Origin of the sequence: Erwinia endophytica (genome assembly GCF_009295515.1) — a bacterium.
Lineage (GTDB): Bacteria > Pseudomonadota > Gammaproteobacteria > Enterobacterales > Enterobacteriaceae > Erwinia > Erwinia endophytica.
Genome location: NZ_RQVV01000050.1, coordinates 1 through 22,542, shown reverse-complemented (window position 1 = coordinate 22,542; position 22,542 = coordinate 1). Strand labels below are relative to the sequence as shown.

Here is a 22,542-nt window from a genome sequence, read left to right as displayed (position 1 = left end):
CTGGCACTTTCTGGCAGCTTTTAGCAACGGGAAGCACGGTTTTTTCAATGGAATTTTTGATGGTACTCTCTAGTTTTGAATTCAGGTTTGAAAAAGTACCATGTGATAAATTTCGGTTGAGTTATGGTATTTGTTTTTTATAACTCAATTAAAAACAGAGAGTTAAATGACTTTTCTGAATTTTAGACAACATGGTATTTTTTGATAAAGGAAAACAATAAACCATGTTGACTGACACCAGGCTGCGTCACCTTAAGCCGAAGGAGAAACTCTATAAAGTTAATGACCGTGATGGTCTGTATGTTGCGGTCACTCCGGCTGGAACTATTTCATTTCGTTATAACTATTCAATAAACGGAAGACAGGAGACCGTTACTTTTGGCCGCTATGGTGTTGGAGGGATCACGCTTGCAGAAGCGCGTGAACGGCTCAATGAAGCCAAAAAAATGGTTGCCAGTGGAAGATCGCCTGCTAGGGAAAAAGCCAGAGATAAAGCGCGTATCAAAGATGCGGAGACTTTTGGTGCGTGGGCTGAGAAATGGTTACGCGGTTATCAAATGGCTGAATCGACACGTGATATGCGGCGTTCGGTATATCAAAGGGAGTTGAAGTCAAAATTTGCCCAGCAGAAACTTAGTGAGATTACACATGAAGACTTACGTGCATTAACCGATAACATTGTCGAGAGAGGGGCACCGGCGACAGCTGTACACGCCAGAGAGATTGTATTGCAAGTCTATCGCTGGGCTATTGAGCGCGGTCAGAAGGTGGAGAATCCAGCTGATCTGGTACGGCCTGCAAGCATAGCGAAATTTGAGCCTCGTGACAGGGCATTGACGCCAGTTGAAATCGGTCTGATGTATCGGTATATGGAACGGGTAGGAACGACGCCATCAATCAGAGCAGCGGTTAAACTTTTGCTGTTAACGATGGTACGTAAAAGCGAGCTTACTAACGCGACCTGGAGCGAGATCAATTTTAGTGAAGCATTATGGACGATACCAAAGGAGAGGATGAAACGACGTAATCCACATTTGGTTTTTCTTCCCCAACAGGCAATGGATATTTTGATTGCTCTTAAAACCTTTGCCGGTAGCTCTGATTTTATCCTTCCTTCGCGCTACGATTCCGATGCACCTATGAGTAGCGCTACTTTAAACCGGGTTTTGACACTGACGTATCGTCAGGCACAGAAAGAAGGGGAGTTGTTGCCTAAGTTTGGCCCCCATGACTTACGGCGTACTGCCAGCACCTTGCTACATGAGGCCGGGTATAATACTGACTGGATTGAGAAGTGCCTTGCCCATGAACAAAAGGGGGTACGAGCTGTTTATAACAAGGCTGAATATCGTGAGCAGAGGGCTGAGATGCTACAAGATTGGGCGAATATGATTGATGAATGGGTAAGTAATTGATAATAAATTAAATTGTAATCAATCTTTTTCTGGCGACAGAAGGAAAGTTTTAGCCGCTAAAATATGAAGGCATCTATGTCTCTAAATGCCACCTCTATGATTCAGCAAGTAAGATAGCACCTATTGAGCAAAGGGAAGGGCAACTGTAAACGACCCTTTGGCTTAGACTTACTCGCAGGAAAACTAATGCCTTTCATGATCAGAGGCAAGTAAGGTGATGAGCCATTGCATAACCATAGAATTGATCAGCCCTATGTCATTACAGATCAGCTTCTGTGGTTTACTGGTAAGGTAATATCACAGAGATCCATTTTGCATAATCGCTTACAGCTGCACTATAAATGATAAATCATAACACCATGAGCCATCATCTTAATACCGTTTAATCGCGGAAGATTTTACATAACTGGTTGATGATAATATTAAAATGTATTATGTATTTAATTTTTCTGCGAGAGATTTTAGCCGCTAAAATTTTGCCAGAAATGGAATTTTATAAGATGAACTCATCACGAATCGTTCCTAAGGCTTTAGAAATAGCTTGATTTGTTAGTACACTACCTGTTAAGCCCCCTAATTTTATACCAATTTCGCGATTGGAAAGCCCTTGCTTATGAAGAACCAGTATTCGCTTTTTGTTGTCAGTCAGTCGCGAATCTACCATTCTGCGTGCTAAGTTGCGCAGTTCAGCGACATTAGTTGGATCCAGTGAAGAATCAAAGAGGTAATGATAAAAGTACTCATCAACTAAATTATCTCCAGATTTTGCATTGTAGCGATCTGGATGGGCAATTTGTCTCCGTAGCCTCAAGACTTCTTGCTCAAATTGCTTTGTAGAACGTTTTGCCTGTTTGTAGGTCGCGTTCCAAGAACCATCGTGCAGTTTCGGTCGGTGATTTAGACAGTATGTTTGACTGAAGTCTGGTCTCTTTTTTTTTCCAAATTTCTCATTATCTTCGTTTTCTTCACCTTCAATAATTCCATTCTCTTTCCATGATCTAATAAATGATGAAAATTCAGTCGGGTTTCCACATAAGGCACAAATTCGCGTTTTTCTTTCCATATTTACATAGAGATCGGGGGCTAGTTTTGAATTTTTTGGGCTGTTTCCTTCACAATACATAAAAAATGATTTGAGCATGTCCTGAGTGGATATGAAAAACATGTCTTGCTCTGTATGAGAACTATGGTTAACAAAATTTCTCAGATGAAAGTGAATTTGAACGGCCGTATAAGAAAAGCCTCTGAGTTTAACAAGATCGCTATAGTTACAATTTTTTATTGAGGCAGGGCAAAAAGATAAATAATGATTTGGAAGTCGACTTAAATATTCCGATACAGATGGATCAATCAACTCTTTGATCAATTTTATGATGTTGTACCGTTTAGATTTATCAGAATATGAATGCCATTTTTCCCTAAAAATGCGGATGGCATGCACTACCGTTTCATCAGTATGTTCCCAAACAGGGATGTAATACAGCCCTAGTCTTTTTTGCGCATTTTCTTCCGTTTCAAATATTTTCATGTCCAACCTATTTGTCCAATTGATACCTCTAAGATACAAGAAACTTCAGGCAATATCTACTAAACAGTGTTGATAAGGAGGTATGGTATGAATTCGTCAATGACTAATAAAATGCTGATTAATCGCAGAACATTACTCAAGATGATTCCTTTGTCTGATCGAACAATCTATAACTTGGAGCAGCGTGGTGAGTTTCCTAAGCGTATTGTTTTGACTAGCCGAAGTGTTGCTTGGGATTTAGCTGAGGTTGAAAACTGGATTGAAGAAAAGCGCAGATCGGCTTTAAAGGCAGCAAGACCCGGTTTTTTTTGGTAAGTGCGAGTCATCATGATGATTAAATATGTAATGGATGCTCCATCTAGGGAACCGACTCAAAACAAAAAAGGGTCAGTGAAAGTTAAGAGAAATACGAGATATATAGATAAACTTTTGGCAATCCAGGAGTGTAGTGCTCTGGAAGCCAATGAAATTGGTTTTATTGCTCGGTTCTTAATTCAAGCAACCCTACCACACAGCAATCCAGGATTGAATGAGTGGTGCCGTAAAAATGGTAATTTAACCATGCATATGATGGCACCATCAGCAGTAGGTTTGCCTTTCGGTTGCTATGCTCGATTGCTATTAGTTTGGGTTAGTTCTCAAGCAGTTAGAAATAAGTCAAAACTGGATAAAGGATTTATTACAGAACAGGAAGCACGTAAGCTTGAATTGGGTCGCTCCCAACGGCGTTTCATGGAAGACTTAGGTCTTCGCTCAACCGGTGGAAAAAATGGTTCTATAAATCCATTTCGAGAACAGATGCGGCGATTATTTAAAACTACGGTCAGTGTTACGTTTGCAGAGTTAAATGAGGAAAGTGGATATGTTTGTGAGGATGAAGTGGGAGCTAGAGTAGCGGATGTATCCCATATTTTGTGGAGTGCAAAACAACCAGAGAAAGATTTTCTATGGGAGTCTTGGGTTGAGTTGTCACCTAAATTTTTTCAACTGATAACAGATAAACCTGTCCCATTGGATATGAGAGTATTGCGTTTGATTAAGCGCTCTCCGATGGCCTTGGATATATATTGCTGGGCGACGTATCGTGTGAGTTATTTAAAGCGAGGCACAATTATCCCTTGGCTAGGTTTGATGGAGCAAATGGGTTCAAATTATTCCGATGTCAGAGACTTTAGGCGACGGTTTAACGATGGGCTTGAAAAGGTACAGCGGGCATGGCCAGGGCTAGATGCTACACCGACCGACAAAGGACTTCTTATAAAACCAGGTGCTCCTCAAGTACCTCGAAGGAAAAAATACAGAACTGAGGGATATTGAAGCGTGATGAACGTCTATCAACTTAAACTTTACCAGTGTGTATAAGCTTGGGGATGAAGAAAGTTATCCACGCATATTCTGTCACGCTTTAAAGAAAGTATTCTGCGCATGTTCTGTCGAAGTTTACGCATGTTTTGACTCGGTATACGCATGTTCTGTCACTTGGATGGTTGTAAAATTAATTTATAACAAAGGGTTATAGAACACCCTGTAGTGTTTTCCTGTAGGTTTAACCTATATAAAAATTAACCTGTAGTTAAAGGAAAGATACTGTGGATAAGCTCGATGGGGTCAAATTCATTCCTGATTATCACTATTAGATTTTTTAGTGTAAATTTTATTGGGGTTTGTTTAGCTAAACATTAATTGCTTATGTTTGTATTGTTGACACATGAGGTAGAGGTTTTTAAGCATATAAAATAATTGGTTAGCTGTGATTAGGAGGCTTTAGAAATTTTAGCCGCTAAAATCCGATAAATTTCCCTATGAGTTAGGTGCGATGAAATCAGTTATGGCTGAGTTTATAACCAGTGAGACGGGGGCGAGAGTCACGATATACCGAAGGATTTTACCCGAGTAATCCTATATTAATACGCTAAGAAAACACATCCTGTACACTGAAATACACATTGATGTGCATAGATATACTACGGCAACAGGAGGGCAGGACATGTAAAGTAGGCCCACCTTGAACGGTGGCCCAACTTTACCACTCCCTATTCGCCGCATCGCGGCTCAAGAGCGTCCTGCTCTGCGAGGCTGCCAGGCTACCGCCTGTATGGAGAGCTATATGAAAATTGCTCAGACTAGAAAAAATAGTACGCCAATAAAAGTTTATTGCTTACCCGAAGAAAAAGTTCTCATCCAAGAAAATGCAGAAGCATCTGGATTAAGTGTTGCCGGTTTTGTTCGTAGAGTTGCAATGGGTTATCAGGTTGATTCTATCGTAGATATAAAACAGGTTCATGAACTTAGCCGAGTAAACGCTGACCTTGGAAGACTTGGCGGATTACTTAAATTATGGCTCGCAAATGATCCTCGAACAGTTGATTTTTCACCCACACTGATAAGAACCTTGCTTGCGAAAATAGAATCAACTCGGCAAGAACTAAGGAACATTATGGATAAAATCTTGGATAAATAAATGTGTGGTTTCCTGTATACCTGTATTTTTTAACAGGCTGAGTGTTAAATATTACAGATCTGATGAAAAAGAGGTAAGTAAATGAATTTAATGTTCCGAATGGTTTCATCACAAAGAAGAACTTTAGCCGCTAAAAAATCTTTAATAGTTGCTTTCGTGGCGTCCGTTATGGCATTACCGGTGAATGCCGGAATTCCCGTTATTGATGGTACTAATGTGGTTCAGACCACAATCAGCGCAGTCAATAACGTTCAGGCTGTTGCTAAACAAATCCAGCAGTACCAGACGCAGCTGCAGCAGTATGAAAACATGCTGCAGAACACCGTAGCACCTGCGGCCTATATCTGGGACCAGGCAAATTCAACAATTAATAAATTGTTGCAGGTGCAGGATACCCTTAATTACTACAAGAATCAGGCCGGGAGTCTCGATGCGTACCTGAAACGATATCAGGATGTTAACTACTACAGGTCATCACCTTGCTTTAACAGCAATGTTGAATGTACCTCGTCTGAAATTAGCGCATTGCGTGAAGCTGAACAGAACAGTTCAGGGGCACGTAAAAAGGCCAATGACGCGCTATTTAAGGTAATTGACGAACAGCAGAACACCCTGCAGAGCGATGCTGATAACCTTGCAGATTTGCAAACTCAGGCAACCGGCTCACAAGGGCAAATGGAAGCAATTCAGGCCGCTACCCAGCTTGCCAGCGCGCAGACAAACCAGTTACTGCAAATCCGCTCGCTTCTGGTAGCTCAACAAAACGCTGCGGCAACACTGGCACAGGCTCAGGCCGATAAAGAAGCCCAACAAATAGCTGCTGATGAGAAAGTATTAGCTGGACAGAACACACCAAGCCCGAAGCGAATTTGGTGAGGAACAACTGAATGAAAAATAAAATTATGATGGTTTTTATGCTAATCATTTCAATGATTATATGTTCTTGCGAAAAAAACGATAACGATTGCTCATCGACGCCAGACAATAAATTTGATGCACATAGATCCGATAATTGTGCATTGCGTAGTAATAACAATCCAAGCCCTAAACGAGAATGGTAATCATGAAAATAGTAAGTAAGCTCACCTTTTTAGGTATCATCCTTTTCTTTTCTATAAATGCCTATGCTGGTCAATTAGATAGTAGCGGGCTACTTGATACTTTATTAGATAAGTTTCAACAAGTAGCCAGTACATGGACAACAGTAATTGCTGACTATGCAAATTGGCTCTTCTGGGGGCTGGTATTAATAAGTATGGTTTGGACATTTGGTATGATGGCGATGCAAGGGGAAGGGTTGACAGGCGTACTTGCTGAAATAGTTCGCTTTTTTGCCGTCATTGGTTTTTTTTATTATTTTTTAATCAACGGCCCATCCATATCGCAATCCATAATTAATTCAATGAGACAACTTGCAGCAAACGCGTTAGGAATAAGTACTGGTATTTCTCCATCAAGCATAGTTGATATGGCGTTTGCGATATTAACAAAGGTCAGTTCAGCCGCATCAATTTGGTCGCCAATGATATCCACCATTATGATAACAGTCGCGATAATCGTTTTGGTAGTGATGTCCCTTATAGCGATAAATATGCTAATCATATTGGTTTCTGCATGGGTGTTATGTTATGCCGGAGTTATATTACTTGGGTTTGGTGGTTCGAAATGGACCTCTGATATAGCAATTAATTACTTACGAACTGTTTTATCGATTGGCATTCAATTATTCACGATGACATTAATTATTGGGATTGGACAATCATTTATAGATCAATATTTTTCTCTTATTAAAGATGATGTTCCTGATCTTAATAGTCTTATCATTTTGCTTCTGGCGTCAATTATCCTGTTAGTATTAACGAATAAGCTACCACTGTTGTTATCAGGTGTTGTAGGAGGGGCTTCTTTACAAGGGATTGGTGGATTTGGGGCGGGTATGATTACCGGCGCAGCCGCTACTGCCATCAGCGGTGCTGGAGCAATGGCAATGGGGGCATCAGATCAAGTCAGCGGCGGAGCCTCTGCATTAAAGGCAGCGTTCGAGTCTGCGCAAGCTGCCATGGCCGAAGAATCTGGTTCAGGAGGTGGAGGCGGTTCCGGTGGCGGATTTGGCGGCGGGGAAGATACCGGTTCCGTAGATACTTCTGGCGGCCAACCCTCAGGCGGTTCCGGGGGTTCGTCTGCTGGGAGCAGTTCAGGTAGCGCCAGAGGAGGAAGTCAGGGGTTTGCTTCATTCTCACGAGCTGGCCGCATGGCAAGCCATATGGGAAGCAGTATGGCTAACGGAGCTGCTGAATACCAGACAATGAAGCGAAGTAGCGATTCTTCTCGTGTCCAACGGACAATTGGAGGGGAGTTGGCGACTCAGATACGTAAACAAACAGCTACTCGTCGGGATAACCTCGACCATGATGATTTTGCCGGAGATAGCTTATCCGGCAATAATAATTCTTGAATCAAGCGCATCAGTTTACGGGGGAGCGCGAGCTGACGCTTCCACTGAGCGAACTTTACTTCTGCAACTCAAAGGAAAAACTATGTCCAGGACTTCCGATTCACGGTTACGCAATGAGGGCTTTCGTAAAGCAGAGGCTTCCCTGAGACTTGAAGGAATGGACTCCAGTGGTACGCCACTGTACGAGTCCATTAAGGCACGTATTATTTCAGGTGAACTGACGTATGAGCAGGGGCGTTCAGAGATTCTTGCATACTACACAAAAGCAGATACTGACGGGCCTGTGACAGTGGGAGAGATGCTGGTAGAGGAATTTTTAAAACCGCTGAACATGTCTCATGATGAACTGGCGGAAGCTATGGGTATCTGCAAGCAGTATATTGACGATATTATCTGCGGTTTGCGTCGTCTTACGGATGATGAGGCTCGCGTTCTTGCTGTCATATTTGGTACTGATGAGGATTTTTGGAGCAATCTGCAGATGTTGCAAGATCATAGGGAACAACGACGTAAGTAATTAATCTGCGTTCACCTCATGTTGCATTATGCATACCGCTCCTCAAGGGGCATAAAAGTAAGAATATTTGTTCAAAGTCATTTCTGGAACAAACTTCTCAGCAAGGGCTGGAAAAAATGTAAAAAATGTCCTCAAAATAAACGAAGCGAGTAGCATCAGTTTTCGGATTGCTATCTTGAAGTGTCAAGGAGGGATTAAATGAAAGTAAGTCATGTAGCGATTCGGAACTTCCGTCGATTGGAAAATGTGCAGATTGACATTGAAGAGAAGGAGTCCATTTTTGTTGGTCCCAACAACAGTGGCAAAACTTCTGCCACTGCGGTTTTTCGTTGCTTTCTGGGGGGACGAGATTTCAAGATCTACGACTTTTCTGTCGCCCGGATAGCAGATTTCGACACATTTGGATTGACCGGAGATGAGACGCTCCTCCCCAAAATTAGTCTTGACCTTTGGTTCACTATCGATCCCGAAAGCATCGGTTTTGGTAGAGTTTTCACATTATTGCCAAATCTTTCGGATTTCACGAGTGTAGGGATTAGGCTGTCGTATGAGGTCTCTGAAGTAAGGAAGTTATACGAGAATTACAACGCTGCCTATCCTCCCAAGGAAGATGGAACGCGCTCTAAGTCGCTTTCGCAATATCTATCTATCGACGGAAATCTTGGCCGACATTTTACGGTTTGTTACTACTCACTAGACGAGAAGATTCAGGAGGGAGCACCGTCTGAGATCTTGTCGAGTTATCTTGATCCTGACGAAGGCAAACGTCTTCTTAAGCAGCTCATACGTGTTGAGTTCGTGGACGCGCAGCGCAACATTAACGATGACAACAGCAGTCGCAGTAATAGGCTCTCTTCGGCATTTGCCACCTTCTACCAAAAGAACCTTGAGCAGGTTGACCATGCCGCTGATGCTCATAGCGTAATCGATGCGAATAACAAACAGCTGACTGATCACTATGCAAAGCAATTTGCCCCACTGATCAATCTCATCAAGCGCCTTGGTGTGCCGTCAATTAATGATCGCGAATTGCAGATTATATCATCGCTTAGCCCCGAGACTGCTCTTCGGGGGAATACCGAATTGCTTTATATTGACCCTAGCCGGAAGCATGAACTACCTGAGCTCTATAACGGGCTTGGATTCAAAAATCTAATTTATATGGCCATTCAGGCGCGTCACTTCCATTCTCAATGGGTAATGACCACCGAGAACAGACCTCTGTGCCTGATGATTTTCATTGAAGAACCTGAAGTTCATCTCCATGCTCAGGTACAACAAACTTTTATATCCAACATTTGGCAGGTAATTAATCAGTCCGCTGAGGTGGCTGGAGAACCGAATCTCGTACCGCAACTTGTCATAACCACGCATTCCTCGCATATCATGGAGGCTGTGGATTTTGAGAAAGTTCGCTATTTCCAGCGCTGCCATTGTGAGGGTGAAACAGAAGCTGCTGGCATTCGCAATGCGTCAATGGTTCGAAGCCTCCGCGCTTTCCAGCCGAATGTGGAGACAATTGATGGTAAGGTTATCCCACCATCAGAATCGCTAGCCTTCCTTAAACGCTATTTACGTCTAACACACTGTGACCTATTTTTCGCCGATGCTGGCATCCTTGTTGAAGGTGCTGTTGAGAAGTTGTTAATGCCGACCATGATTGAGCGTGCTGCAGAGCGATTACGGACTGTGTATCTCACAGTTTTGGAGGTAGGGGGAGCGTATGCTCACCGTTTCGAGGGTTTGCTTAGCTTCCTTCATATTCCCTATCTTGTTATCACTGACATTGATTCAGTTTCACCTACCGGTAATCCCAAAGCCTGTCGAGCGGATGTTGCTGGAGCAAAAACGTCCAACGCGTCCCTAAAGAAACTTTGTGGGCTGACAACAATTGACCAACTGATCGCATTGACTTGCGCGCAGAAGCAACACAACGATAAGGATCGTTGCATCGCTTTTCAGACAGATGTTTTGGTCGAGGAAAATGATGCCAGCGAGATGTTACGTCCGCGCACGTTGGAAGAAGCAATTGTATATGAGAATTTTGGGCTACTTCGATCTGGTGCTTTATCTATTGGCATTACTGTCCGAGCGTCTCTCAGCGACGCTTACCAGGATGTTTACGATAGGGTTCGGTCGGATAATTTCAAAAAAACTGATTTTGCTATGGACATCTTGGCTTGCGCTGAGCAATGGATTGTCCCTGGATATATTGCCGAAGGGTTGAAATGGCTTGAGTCGCGCCTATTACCCCCGCTACCAGTTGTGGTGGATACAGAAGCCTCTGTCGCGGCGGGAGAATAGCATGAGGACATGGATAGAAAGCGAAGCGGATATTCAAGTCCGTGCATGCATCGATGGCCATCGTAGTTTTGCGATGATAGCCGGCGCAGGCGCGGGCAAGACTAGTTCACTGGTAGATGCTCTTGGCCGGGTCCGGGATAATGAAGGGAATATCCTTAGAAAGCATGGTCAACGCATTGCTTGTATTACCTTTACCAAGCGTGCGGTTGAGGTCATCAAGAAAAGATTGGGGTTTGATGAGTTGTACCTAGTTTCGACTCTTCATGGATTTCTGTGGGGCTTGATTAGCCATTTCCACGAAAATATTCGTCAAGCGTTATATGAAAGCCGTATTCCAAATCTTATAGACAAGGCTAGGGAAGATGATAACGGCGGTAACAGCAAAAAGGCACTTAAAGCTCGCGCAAAAATAGAACGACTGACAGAACAGCTTGCCCTTCTCGAAGCAGTCAATCATTTTGACTATTCTGACACTAGCTTCAGTGATTACGAAAAAGGACAGATTGGGCATGATGATGTCATAGAAATTGCAACCTACTTGCTTGAAAATAATCAAACACTTAGACGGATCATTGGCCTACGTTTCCCTTACATCTTCGTCGACGAAGCACAGGACACATTTGAGGGAATCGTCTCAGGACTCAATCTCGTCTGTGCGGGTGATGAACTTCCTATGATTGGCTATTTTGGTGACCCCTGGCAGCAGATTTATGACCGAAGTGCCGGTGATTTTGCGCCACCAGACAAAGGTAAAGTCATCAAGAAAGCTGAAAACTTTCGCTGTTCTAAAAGCGTTATCCGACTTCTCAATGCTTATCGTGGGGATGTTGAGCAGTATGCTGCTGGCGAAAATGCTGAATGTGAAGGTAGTGTTGAATTTTTGCTAATTAAAGCAGAAGAGCCAACAGAACCACGCAGGCGCTATTCAGAAGAACAGATTGAGCGGGCGCTAGCTCGTATGGATGCTGCAGTCGAAAACTGGGGTTGGGCAGGTCGCGACGATGTCATGAAGCTCTTCCTGGCACGTCAAATGATCGCGCGACGGCTTGGCTTCGCTGATCTCAATCGCCTCTTCACTGGAGACTATGCCTCATCACGGGCTCAAGATGCTTTTGAGGAAGGGACCCATTTCCTTCTTAAACCATTTCTTTCGACGATTTGCCCTCTCATAACAGCTCAAAGCCAAGGTGACGATCGAAAAATTATTAATCTACTTCGTAGAGATAGTCCTGCTTTCGCGAGCGATGGATTAAATGCGGAAAAGTCACTGAAAGTGATGATTGAGACTTCGAGGTCTTTGGTTGAGCAGTTGCATGCTTTGTGGGATACCGAGACGATTGGAACGATCCTTCACTTTTGCGTCGAGATGCAGATAATCCAGCCCTCAGAAAGGTTGAGTGAGCATCTTGATCGTCCTCCACGTACTGAGCCTTTCAATGAGGAGCTTCACAGTTTCGACAAAGGAGATTGGCTCGCAGACTCATTTTTTAAAATGGCTACAGGGGGAGTCTCCCGCTATTTCGAATATCTTAACAACAATACCGCCTATAGCACTCAACATGGAGTGAAGGGCGAGGAATATCCAAAGGTATTGGTCGTTTATGATGATGTCGAAGCAGCATGGAACCAATACAGCTTTAGTAAAACCCTAACTCCTCTCACCGCTGGGGAGCCCTCTGATCGGCAACGCTCTGTAACTCAGAAGCTCGTGTATGTCTCGTTTTCCCGTGCTGAGGAGGATCTACGTATAGTACTTTTCACAGCTAATCCAGAGGGAGCTCAAGCTGAACTAATTGAAAGTAAACTATTGTCGCCTGATCAAATACGAATTATGGCCTGAGGATTGTTATTGCCTTTTGAATGGCTTATGCAGACTTCTACCGGGGTGGGGGCAGTCCAAAGCGTAAAATTGATACAAGCGGCTTATTTTTTAATTGCGTTGTCAACCGATAATTGAGGGGATTCTTCTAATCAGCGGAACTGCTTGCTGAAGCCCGCCTCGATTGCACCCCGACCGAGCTGGCCATTTTGTTGCGGTAGATGGCCACGGCCTCGGTAGATGCTGTGAGGTCGGAGGACGCCGATATAGGGCGTATTGATCCTACCCACGTAATGTGGACACCGCCCTAAGCGAGGTTTTGGTTTTCAAATTGTTCCGGGCTGAGTCCGCCACAGGCGCTGTGACGTCGCCAGCGATTGTAATCACACTCAATATAATTAAACACCGTCGCTCGCATGATTTCCCGGCTGCTAAAATGTTCACCGTGGATGCATTCTACTTTCAGTGAGTGAAAGAAGCTTTCCACACAGGCATTGTCGTAGCAGCAGCCTTTTGCGCTCATGCTCCCGCGCAGTTCAGCAACACCTGATATTCCGCTGAGCAGTACTGACCACCACGGTCGCTATGGACAATAACATTTTCGGGGTCTGACGCTCAGTGGAACGAAAACTCACGCTAAGAGATTACGGTAAACCAATATAAGCAAAAAGATCATTATTAGATCCTTTTGCTTGTGAGAACCTTAGCTGTTTCTAGGGCTTATGACGAATTTCAATCACCGTCAATTATATGATTTTTCCGGCAGCCCCATTTCGACCGTTTCAAGGGATTTGAGCATATAGGGGGTGAAATCGATGTCTTTTCCGTCGACGAGCATTGATCTTGAACCGCAGAAAGCAGAATAGCTCTGGTTTTGTATCAGGCAGAATGACAGTTTTTTCTTCACCCCTTTCTTTTTTTCCTCTAGGGAAATATTACTGTCGATAACCGCATAGCCACGGGCATTGACGGACCGGATATTATACAGCTCCAGAGGCTGCAGCTCGCTCAGGCTTTTGATACCATAAACGTTCAGAGAACGCAGGGTTTCTTCTCTGTTCCGGTTATATTTTTTCTTTTTCCACAGTTCCGTTTTTTCATCAAAATAGACCTTTTCAGCAAGCGATCTGTTTGGTCCGTATCCGTCATGGATGACATCAACAGGAAACAGGCAAATCCAAGGGCTGTGACCTGATGGTGGATATTTATTATGCTCAGTTGGGTGGAATAATTTTAATGAAACAATTCCGCAGTCTGCTGTATTCGCCAGGTAGTCATATCGATGTAATGTTTTTTGGTAAAAAGGCAGAGCACTGAATTTTTCTGGAGTAGTAATCTCGGGGGTTATTTCTCCTGAGGAAAAAAACGGGATTGCCATCAGCAGTAATAATTTTTTCATCAGCCTCTCCTTAGCTGGTCTGATTCGGGTTTTTCGTTGACCGGGTTGTTATGGCTGTCCGGGAATTTCTGCTCGGTGAGGACGGCTATCGCGCTGCCGTAGACGCAGCAGCGGGTATCAAAACCATTCAGCCCCTGATAGTTTTCGTTGTTGACCTGGCCCGGCAGGTTAACAGCGGCGCTGGCACGCCAGAAGGCCGGGCTGCGGTAGTAAATTTTTATCCCACTCCGCCGGGGAGTGACGCTGCACCGCTCCAGCACGTGTTCCGCATCGGCGTAGGGAGCCATACCCCTTGCCACCCAGTAAAACCCGGCGCTGCTGGCCGCCTCATGGAGGTCGCTGCTGACGTTATTCCTCCACCGGATAATATTCTCCGGGACGTGGTTTTCGGTATCAGACAGGTGATTGTCGGTGTAGCGAAGGGGCCGTTGTGCATACAGGCGATTATATTCATTTATCAGGGTGTTCCTGATATTTTCCGGGCAGGCTCGTCCCCGGAAGCTGAAGTAATCAAAGTAATTCACCGGGCTGGTAAGCTGTAACAGGCCGCGCCCGTACCACGGGTAATACCAGATGTTGTAGTGCCGGATGACCTGACGCGTGCGCGGGTCTGTTTCCGTATAGCGGTACCCTTCCTCCATCGACCCGAGCCAGCCCGTTTCCTGAATGCCGTTCCCCAGGAAACAGGCGATGCGCAGCGGGGTGGTAATCAGGTATTTCTGCATTGCCCTGTTCATGTGCGTACGGATATTGTCCGGGACGCTGCCAGCACCGTCCCGGTAGTTGTTGATGGCCTCCCAGCGGTAATCATTCCGCCCAGCCGTTCTTAATGCGTTCCGGGGAATGAGCTGCTTCAGTTCTGATTTGCTTAGCCAGCAACACTTGCGGAAATGGGTGATGAAGGTTTGCGGATGGAAATGCCACAGTCTACCGGTACCGTGTTCGCCGGTATCAAAGCACAGCGCTGAGGCATGACTTTTCAGCCGTTCATAGTCTTCTTCAGACATGGCAGGAATATCGTCAGAGCCGGTTCTGAGCCAGGCATAGCGCTGGTCAAAGGTGGTAGCATTCCACTCCAGCGGAAAATGGCAGACCAGACGGCTGCTCAGGTCGCTGAAATGCCCGCTATCCTGTAATCCGGCGATAAGGGGGGAATTACACTGACTGTTGTTGTCCGTGTCATCGTCCACCATCCGCCACCCCGTCCAGTGCGGGAAGTCGGCATCGCTGAATTTTTTGATGTCAGGGGAAGCCAGATTGACCATGCCCGTTCCGCCGGGGAAGCTGATGGTACGCCACAGCGGGGCATCAGCGGGCGTCAGGGTTTCATGTTCAGTACTGATGACCCGCCCGAAACGGAGCAGTTCGAACCCGGCAGACGGATTCTGCGGGTACAGGCGTCTGGATGTCCGGTAAAGGTTGTATTCATACGGAATTTCATCATCATCATCATCATCATCCTGTACGGCATCAGTGTTGACCAATGGCTCCCCCACAGTGTCGAACCATGCCGTTGTGGTGGCGTTCTGCCTGCGGGTGAGCATCGTGCAGTCGCCTTTTCCGAACGTCATGCTGACGAAGAGTGGTTCCATGGTGGTATGAACTGTATTCAGGCGGTCCGTGTCCGGTGAGGCCGCGTCAGACACCGATTCATAAAAGTGTGTACCGGGTGGCAGATAAAAATGGATATCGCCGTATAGGGTATCGGTTCTGCCGTCACGGGTGATATCGAGTTCGGGTGTGGTGCGTCCGGTCAGTTTCAGCATGTTTTCGTTGTCACAGAATACCTCAAAGTGAAAGGCATTCACGTTATCCACCGTACCACTCTGCCCGATGCGGTCCTTACGCCAGACTCTGGCGCCGTCCCTGATGGCGGGGTCCAGCCGCTCCCGGAGATGCATGTACAGGGAGTAGTACACGACGCTGCAGTTTTCCCCTATATCGGTTTCATGTTTTAGCAGGACATAGCCGTCATCAGTTCTACCATTGTAATTCAGCGGGAAGGCATCGCGGCGGTCTGTGGAGGACGGCGCGCGACAGGAGACCACCACTCCGTCCGCGATGGCGCGGACAAACTCAGTGCGGTCGTACCCTTCCTCTGTGCGGTCAGTATGGAGAACGTGCACGCCTCCATGCCACGATGCATGTCTGTTGAGCGGGAAGTCCTTGTTGATATCTACGGGCATCATTCTGCTGACCCATGACGGTTCACTTTCTCCGGCGTTCCGGGGACGGACAAACGGCGGACTGATTATCATGCTGACTCCCTGTCTGATTTGTAGAATCTATAAAAGCGCAGAATAGCGCAATTTTATTTAAATAAGCATTGTCCACTGGCAAAGAAAATACGGAATACTTACGCCTCACCTGATATTTTATAGACTGTGGAGCGGGCAATATTCAGTCGGCGGGCTATTTCTGATGCACCCTGGCCTTCCTGCCGTAGAGCCAGTACCGGTTCCCTGTTGACTGTTCGCTTACGACCAAAGCGGATGCCTTTCAGTTTTGCTTCCTGTCTGCCTTCGTTTGTACGTTCCAGAATTCTCTGCCGTTCGGCCTGGGCTACAGCCGACAGAATTGTGACGACCATTTTCCCCATGTCACCATCAGTACTGATCCCGTCATCGATAAACCGGACAGCCACGCCCTGGGCGTCGAATGCTTTAATCAGCTGGATCATATCGGCGGTGTCACGGCCAAGACGGTCGAGCTTCTTCACAAGGATGACATCCCCTTCCTCCACCTTCATCCGTAACAAATCCAGCCCTTCCCGATCTGTTGAACTGCCGGATGCCTTGTCGGTAAAGATGCGGTTAGCTTTTACCCCTGCATCTTTGAGCGCTCTGATCTGAATATCGAGGGATTGCTGGCTGGTTGATACCCGTGCGTAACCAAAAAGTCGCATAAAAATGTATCCTAAATCACATATCGGACAACTGGTGTCTGTTATAACGAAAAATCGATTTAATAGACACAAAAATGATACTGTTTGCATGTGTCTGATAATTTATAACATTTCGGACGGTTGCGGAATTGTTAATATATAACCGTCAGGCAGGGAGGCCGATATGCCCGTTGACTTTCTGACCACTGAGCAGACTGAAAGCTATGGCCGGTTCACCGGTGAACCGGATGAGCTTCAGCTGGCACGATATTTTCACCTTGATGAAGCAGACAAGGAATTTATCGGAAAAAGCAGAGGTGATCACAACCGTCTGGGCATTGCCCTGCAAATTGGATGCGTCCGTTTTCTGGGCACCTTCCTCACCGATATGAATCATATTCCTTCCGGCGTCCGGCATTTTATCGCCAGACAGCTTGCCATCCATGATATCACTGTGCTGGCAGAATACGGCCAGAGAGAAAATACCCGTCGTGAGCATGCCGCGCTGATACGTCAGCATTATGATTATCGTGAATTAGCCTGGCCTGGACTTTTCGTCTTACTCGTCTTTTATATACCCGGAGCTGGATAAGCAACGAGCGTCCGGCCCTGCTTTTTGATCTGGCGACAGGGTGGCTGATGCAGCACAGGATTATTCTCCCCGGCGCGACCACGCTGACCCAGCTGATTTCAGAGGTAAGGGAAAAGGCAACGCTGCGCCTGTGGAACAGGCTGGCAATGATTCCGTCTGCCGTGCAGCGTTCACAACTGGAGACGCTGCTGGGACCCGCTGATTCCGGCCGCCTGTCTTTGCTGGAATCACTTAAGAAAGGCCCGGTCACCATCAGCGGCCCGGCGTTTAATGAGGCAATAGATCGCTGGAAAACGCTGAGCGATTTTGGCCTTCAAAATGAAAGCCTGAATGCGATCCCGGCTGTACGTCTGAAAAATCTCGCTCGTTATGCGGGAATGACTTCGGTGTTCAATATCGCCAGGATGGCTCCGCAGAAAAGGACAGCGATACTGGTTGCCTTTGTACTTGCATGGGAAACGCTGGCGCTGGATGATGCACTGGACGTTCTGGATGCCATGCTGGCTGTTATCATCCGTGACGCCAGAAAGATTGGGCAGAAAAAACGGCTCCGATCGCTGAAGGATCTGGATAAATCAGCACTGGCGCTCGCCAGCGCTTGTTCGTACCTGCTGAAAGAGGAAACGCCGGATGAATCAATCCGGGCCGAAGTATTCAGCCACATCCCGAGGCAAAAACTGGCCGACATCATCGCACTTGTCCGTGAAATTGCCCGGCCCTCAGACGATAACTTTCATGATGAAATGGTGGAGCAGTACGGGCGGGTTCGTCGTTTCCTGCCCTGTCTGCTGAATACCGTTAAATTTTCAGCAGCTCCCGCCGGGAGCACCACCCTGAATGCCTGCGATTATCTCAGCCGCGAGTTCAGCTCACGGCGGCAGTATTTTGATGATGCACCAACGGAAATCATCAGCCGGCCATGGAAACGACTGGTGGTTAATAAGGAAAAACATATCACCCGAAGGGGATATACGCTGTGCTTTCTCAGTAAACTGCAGGACAGCCTGAGACGGCGGGATGTCTACGTTACCGGCAGTAACCGGTGGGGAGATCCCCGCGAAAAATTACTACAGGGCGCAGACTGGCAGGCAAACCGGATTAAAGTTTATCGTTCTCTGGGGCACCCGACGAATCCACAGGATGCAATAAAATCGCTGGGTCTTCAGCTGGACTCCCGTTACAGGCAGGTTGCCGCACGCCTTGGCGAAAACGAGGCGGTCCAGCTTGATATTACCGGTCCAAAGCCCAGGCTGACAATTTCTCCCCTCGCCAGTCTTGACGAGCCGGACAGTCTGAAACGACTGAGCAAACAGGTCAGTGATTTGCTCCCGACTGTGGATTTGACAGAGCTGTTGCTCGAAATCAATGCCCATACCGGATTTGCTGATGAGTTTTTCCATGCCAGCGAAGCCAGCGCCAGAGTTGACGATCTGCCCGTCAGTATCAGCGCCGTACTGATGGCTGAGGCCTGCAATATCGGCCTGGAACCCCTGATAAGGTCAAATGTTCCTGCCCTGACCCGACACCGGCTGAACTGGACAAAAGCAAACTACCTGCGGGCTGAAACTATCACCAGTGCGAATGCCAGGCTGGTTGATTTCCAGGCAACGCTGCCGCTGGCACAAATGTGGGGTGGAGGGGAAGTAGCCTCTGCGGACGGAATGCGCTTTGTTACGCCAGTCAGAACAATCAGTGCCGGACCGAACCGCAAATACTTTGGTCATAACAGGGGGATCACCTGGTACAACTTTATGTCCGATCAGTATTCTGGCTTTCATGGCATTGTTATTCCGGGGACGCTGAGGGACTCAATTTTTGTGCTTGAAGGTCTTCTGGAACAGGAAACCGGGTTGAACCCCACCGAAATTATGACCGATACCGCAGGGGCCAGCGATCTTGTCTTTGGTCTTTTCTGGCTGTTGGGATACCAGTTTTCCCCGCGCCTGGCTGATGCCGGTGCTTCGGTTTTCTGGCGCATGGACAATGACGCTGATTATGGGGTGCTGAATGATATTGCCAGAGGGCAGTCAGATCCGCAAAAAATAGTCCTTCAGTGGGACGAAATGATCCGAGCTGCAGGCTCCCTGAAGTTGGGCAAGGTGCAGGCTTCGGTGCTGGTTCGCTCGTTACTGAAGAGTGAGCGCCCTTCCGGACTGACTCAGGCAATCATTGAAGTGGGACGTATCAACAAAACGCTGTATCTGCTTAATTATATTGATGATGAAGATTATCGTCGGCGCATTCTGACCCAACTAAACCGGGGAGAAAGCCGCCATGCCGTTGCCAGAGCTATTTGTCACGGTCAGAAAGGTGAGATAAGAAAGCGATATACCGACGGTCAGGAAGATCAACTGGGCGCACTGGGGTTGGTCACTAACGCCGTCGTGCTATGGAATACTATTTATATGCAGGCAGCCCTGGATCATCTCCGGGCACAGGGGGAAACCCTGAATGATGAAGATATTGCACGACTCTCACCGCTTTGCCACGGGCATATCAATATGCTAGGCCATTATTCCTTCACACTGGCAGAACTGGTGACCAAAGGACATTTGCGGCCATTAAAAGAGGCGTCAGAGGAAGAAAAAATTGCTTAACGTGAGTTTTCGTTCCACTGAGCGTCACACCCCTTTTCCAGGCGTTTACGCCGCCAGAGTGCCATTTGCAGCGCATCACTCGCAAGCCGGGCTGTCATTCGCGATGACATTGACCAGCCGATAACGGCACGCGACCACAGGTCGATGACCACCGCCAGATACAACCAGCCCTCATCAGTGCGGAGATACGTGATGTCACCTGCCCACTTCTGGTTTGGGCCGCTGGCGCTGAAGTCCTGCTTCAGCAGATTCTCCGACACTGGCAGACCATGTGCGCGATAGTTGACTGGGCCGTGCTTCCGGGAGGCTTTCGCCCGCAGCCCCTGACGCCGGAGGCTGGCTGCAATCGTTTTCACGTTATATTCCGGCAGCTCTTCAGACAGTCGTGGGGCACCATACCGATGTTTTGACGCAGTGAATGCTTTATGTACGGCCTCATCGCAGGTGAGCCGGAACTGCTGACGCGAACCGGGTTGATTGCGGCGCAGACGCCAGGCATACCAGCCGCTGCGGGCGACCAGCAATACACGACACATGGCCTTGATACTAAATTCAGCCTGATGATTTTCGATGAAGACATACTTCATTTCAGGCGCTTCGCGAAGTATGTCGCGGCCTTTTGGAGAATGGCCAGCTCCTCGTCCCTCTCCGCCAATTGGCGTTTGAGGCGGGCAATCTCTGCTGCTTGTTCACTCTCTCGCTCAGAGGACGTTGCCCGGCTCTGCTGCTTGCTACGCCAGCTATAGAGCTGGGATTCGTACAGACTGAGTTCGCGGGCAGCGGCAGCAACACCGATGCGTTCTGCAAGCTTCAGGGCTTCGTTGCGAAATTCAGGCGTATGTTGCTTACGTGGCTTCTTACTGGTTGATACGGATTTTGTCATGTGAGCTACCTCTGGTTGAGAGTTTACTCACTTAGTCGCGTGTCCACTATTGGCGGGTAAGATCATATATCTCTCTGATTTGAACGTGGTGTTTTTCATGGTTCAGCAAGCAATATGGTTGGTAACCTGCTGTTTTATATGTTTATTTTTATATAATTTATAATAGAGTGGGAATAGCCCCTAACTATTACCGCCTGGAATTTGGTGGTATTTAAGTATGACGAAGCCCGCGTGAATGCGGGTTTTTTTATTCCGAATAAATCTGGTGCTTTCTGATAATTTTTTGTGCTGCCATACATGTGGATTAACTATTCTGTAAGCATCTTGCTAAACCAAAGTATTCAGTGCAGTCGAAGCAGAGTCGATGGTTCTTGATTGTATCTCAAATGAGACGCACAATGAAGCTGGTCTTTTACCAGGAGAAATACGATGGCTGCTCAAACCTCCATGCTGCACATCCGTGTAGACGACAAGCTGAAGGCGGATGCGACCGAAACGCTCGCCAGTGTTGGTCTATCCGTTTCGGATGCCGTGCGTATTTTTCTGACCCGTGTTACCAAAGAAGGTGGGTTGCCTGCGGGTCTGACGACTGACCCGGAAGCGCATGACAAATGGTTCCGCGCGAAGGTACATGAGGCTTTGGCGGACAGCCAGCCGGGCGTGCCACATCAGCAGGTAATGGACGAGGCGCAGGCCCTGATCGACAGGAAGCGCCGTGCCCGAACTTGAATGGTCGCAACTGGCCCGAGCCGACCTATTGGCAATCGTCGATTATATATCAGACGATAATCCTGACGCCGCTCAATGGCTGAAAGATGATATTGAGGCCAGGGCAGGGCAGCTTCCGGAACATCCGAGGCTCTACCGGGCTGGTCGTATAGAGGGCACGCGGGAAATGGTTGTTCGGGCGAATTACATTGTTGTCTATACGGAAGATACTTTGACCGTGCGTATTCTGCGTGTGCTGCATGCAGCGCAGCAATGGCCGCCAGTGCAGTAGTAAGGGTGAGGTCCTTATGTAACGCTGTGAATGATAAATAGGCTGGGGTGTGCGCGTCAATTCCATCGACTTTGAGAATCTTGCAAGATCTTTCGGAATAACGAATCCAAAAGGTAGACCAATGGCAACAAAGGAGACGCCGGTAGATAAGGCGGAATTGGCTGCGCAACTCCGCACTCGCGGCCTGGTTCAGACTGTTGCGGACCGAGGGTATCGGTGATTGGATGATAGCCATTCTGCATTGATCGAGACGCTTGCAACTATATTGAACGCCACTGATGCGTCACCGATTGACCTTCATACCGAAGAAGCGCTGTCGGAGTTGGAGGGACCACGTTTCTTCCTTGTTCAGCATTTTCTATGCGATCTGATCCCCCTTTTTGAACGTAGATCAGGATGCCCTTCTTGCCTGGTCATGTATTCAATCCGTTGAATATAATATAAACTCCCCGTTTTTATCAAAGGGAGTCTGATGGCTAAGGTTGATGTAAAATGTCCGTTTTGTAAGCAAACCGGCCCAGTAAAAAAGCATGGACAGGGAAGTGCCGGACATCAACGTTATCGTTGTCAGGCATACTGCCGAAGCTTTCAACTTGAATATAAATACCGTGCCTGTCAGCAGGGCATGAAGGACGGTAAGTGTCAAGGTAGTTGGCACCCCTGGTTAATTTAAGCGGCCTGTTTTTCC

At 47.0% G+C, this 22,542-nt stretch carries 15 protein-coding genes and 4 pseudogenes; 13 read left to right on the top strand and 6 right to left on the bottom strand.

Annotated features, from left to right (window positions below; genetic code table 11):
* The first annotated feature begins 224 nt into the window (after positions 1-224).
* Positions 225-1,415 carry a tyrosine-type recombinase/integrase gene (locus EH228_RS13990; RefSeq protein WP_049590375.1) on the top strand — a complete coding sequence of 397 codons (1,191 nt, stop codon included), beginning with the start codon at positions 225-227 and terminating at the stop codon, positions 1,413-1,415.
* Between the two features lie 493 nt (positions 1,416-1,908).
* On the opposite strand, the gene EH228_RS13985 is transcribed toward EH228_RS13990, so the two are convergent.
* Positions 1,909-2,943 carry a transcriptional regulator gene (locus EH228_RS13985; RefSeq protein ID WP_152322243.1) on the bottom strand — a complete coding sequence of 345 codons (1,035 nt, stop codon included), beginning with the start codon at positions 2,941-2,943 and terminating at the stop codon, positions 1,909-1,911.
* 87 nt (positions 2,944-3,030) lie between these two features.
* Between EH228_RS13985 and EH228_RS13980 the strand changes: the two genes are divergently transcribed.
* From EH228_RS13980 to EH228_RS13945, 8 genes are all read left to right on the top strand, one after another.
* Entirely contained in the window at positions 3,031-3,258 is a 228-nt protein-coding gene (locus tag EH228_RS13980) for a helix-turn-helix transcriptional regulator (RefSeq protein ID WP_034497625.1), read from the top strand.
* A 12-nt stretch (positions 3,259-3,270) separates the two neighbouring features.
* Positions 3,271-4,260, top strand: coding sequence for a replication protein RepA (locus EH228_RS13975; protein ID WP_152322242.1), 990 nt, complete (start codon positions 3,271-3,273; stop codon positions 4,258-4,260).
* A gap of 790 nt (positions 4,261-5,050) precedes the next feature.
* Positions 5,051-5,404: a conjugal transfer transcriptional regulator TraJ gene (gene traJ / locus EH228_RS13970; RefSeq protein WP_048229217.1), complete on the top strand. Its 354-nt coding sequence runs from the start codon at positions 5,051-5,053 to the stop codon at positions 5,402-5,404.
* An 81-nt stretch (positions 5,405-5,485) separates the two neighbouring features.
* Complete coding sequence (gene trbJ / locus EH228_RS13965) at positions 5,486-6,280, top strand: P-type conjugative transfer protein TrbJ (RefSeq protein ID WP_152322241.1); 795 nt, start codon at positions 5,486-5,488, stop codon at positions 6,278-6,280.
* 187 nt (positions 6,281-6,467) lie between these two features.
* The gene (gene trbL / locus EH228_RS13960) at positions 6,468-7,859 is read left to right on the top strand and encodes a P-type conjugative transfer protein TrbL (RefSeq protein WP_152322240.1); all 1,392 of its coding nucleotides are present in this window, start codon (positions 6,468-6,470) and stop codon (positions 7,857-7,859) included.
* Complete coding sequence (locus EH228_RS13955; RefSeq protein WP_240116300.1) at positions 7,813-8,376, top strand: HigA family addiction module antitoxin; 564 nt, start codon at positions 7,813-7,815, stop codon at positions 8,374-8,376. Before trbL ends, EH228_RS13955 begins: the two co-directional genes overlap by 47 nt.
* Before the next feature lie 198 nt (positions 8,377-8,574).
* On the top strand, positions 8,575-10,680 hold the full coding sequence (locus tag EH228_RS13950; protein WP_152322239.1) for an ATP-dependent nuclease: 2,106 nt from the start codon (positions 8,575-8,577) through the stop codon (positions 10,678-10,680).
* Position 10,681: 1 nt separating this feature from the next.
* Positions 10,682-12,520 (top strand): UvrD-helicase domain-containing protein, encoded by a 1,839-nt coding sequence (locus tag EH228_RS13945; protein ID WP_071033596.1) that lies wholly within the window; start codon positions 10,682-10,684, stop codon positions 12,518-12,520.
* 286 nt (positions 12,521-12,806) lie between these two features.
* On the opposite strand, the pseudogene EH228_RS13940 reads toward EH228_RS13945, so the two are convergent.
* The 4 genes and pseudogenes from EH228_RS13940 to EH228_RS13925 all read right to left on the bottom strand — a co-directional run.
* Positions 12,807-13,105: pseudogene (locus EH228_RS13940) on the bottom strand (IS3 family transposase); the annotation flags it as partial.
* A gap of 136 nt (positions 13,106-13,241) precedes the next feature.
* Positions 13,242-13,898, bottom strand: a complete 657-nt coding sequence (locus EH228_RS13935) for a hypothetical protein (RefSeq protein ID WP_152322238.1) — start codon at positions 13,896-13,898, stop codon at positions 13,242-13,244.
* Positions 13,898-16,156, bottom strand: a complete 2,259-nt coding sequence (locus tag EH228_RS13930) for a M23 family metallopeptidase (RefSeq protein ID WP_193323349.1) — start codon at positions 16,154-16,156, stop codon at positions 13,898-13,900. Before EH228_RS13930 ends, EH228_RS13935 begins: the two co-directional genes overlap by 1 nt.
* Before the next feature lie 98 nt (positions 16,157-16,254).
* Positions 16,255-16,803 carry a recombinase family protein gene (locus EH228_RS13925; protein WP_152322237.1) on the bottom strand — a complete coding sequence of 183 codons (549 nt, stop codon included), beginning with the start codon at positions 16,801-16,803 and terminating at the stop codon, positions 16,255-16,257.
* Between the two features lie 163 nt (positions 16,804-16,966).
* Between EH228_RS13925 and EH228_RS13920 the strand changes: the two are divergent.
* Positions 16,967-19,971 (top strand): annotated as a pseudogene (locus EH228_RS13920) (Tn3 family transposase).
* Positions 19,972-20,012: 41 nt separating this feature from the next.
* On the opposite strand, the pseudogene EH228_RS13915 reads toward EH228_RS13920, so the two are convergent.
* Positions 20,013-20,854: pseudogene (locus EH228_RS13915) on the bottom strand (IS3 family transposase); the annotation flags it as partial.
* A 429-nt stretch (positions 20,855-21,283) separates the two neighbouring features.
* Between EH228_RS13915 and EH228_RS13910 the strand changes: the two are divergent.
* The 3 genes and pseudogenes from EH228_RS13910 to EH228_RS13900 form a co-directional block, all read left to right on the top strand.
* On the top strand, positions 21,284-21,583 hold the full coding sequence (locus EH228_RS13910) for a type II toxin-antitoxin system RelB/DinJ family antitoxin (RefSeq protein WP_152322236.1): 300 nt from the start codon (positions 21,284-21,286) through the stop codon (positions 21,581-21,583).
* Complete coding sequence (locus tag EH228_RS13905; RefSeq protein ID WP_152322235.1) at positions 21,570-21,854, top strand: type II toxin-antitoxin system RelE/ParE family toxin; 285 nt, start codon at positions 21,570-21,572, stop codon at positions 21,852-21,854. Before EH228_RS13910 ends, EH228_RS13905 begins: the two co-directional genes overlap by 14 nt.
* A 472-nt stretch (positions 21,855-22,326) precedes the next feature.
* Positions 22,327-22,488 (top strand): annotated as a pseudogene (locus EH228_RS13900) (IS1 family transposase); the annotation flags it as partial.
* Between the last annotated feature and the right edge of the window lie 54 nt (positions 22,489-22,542).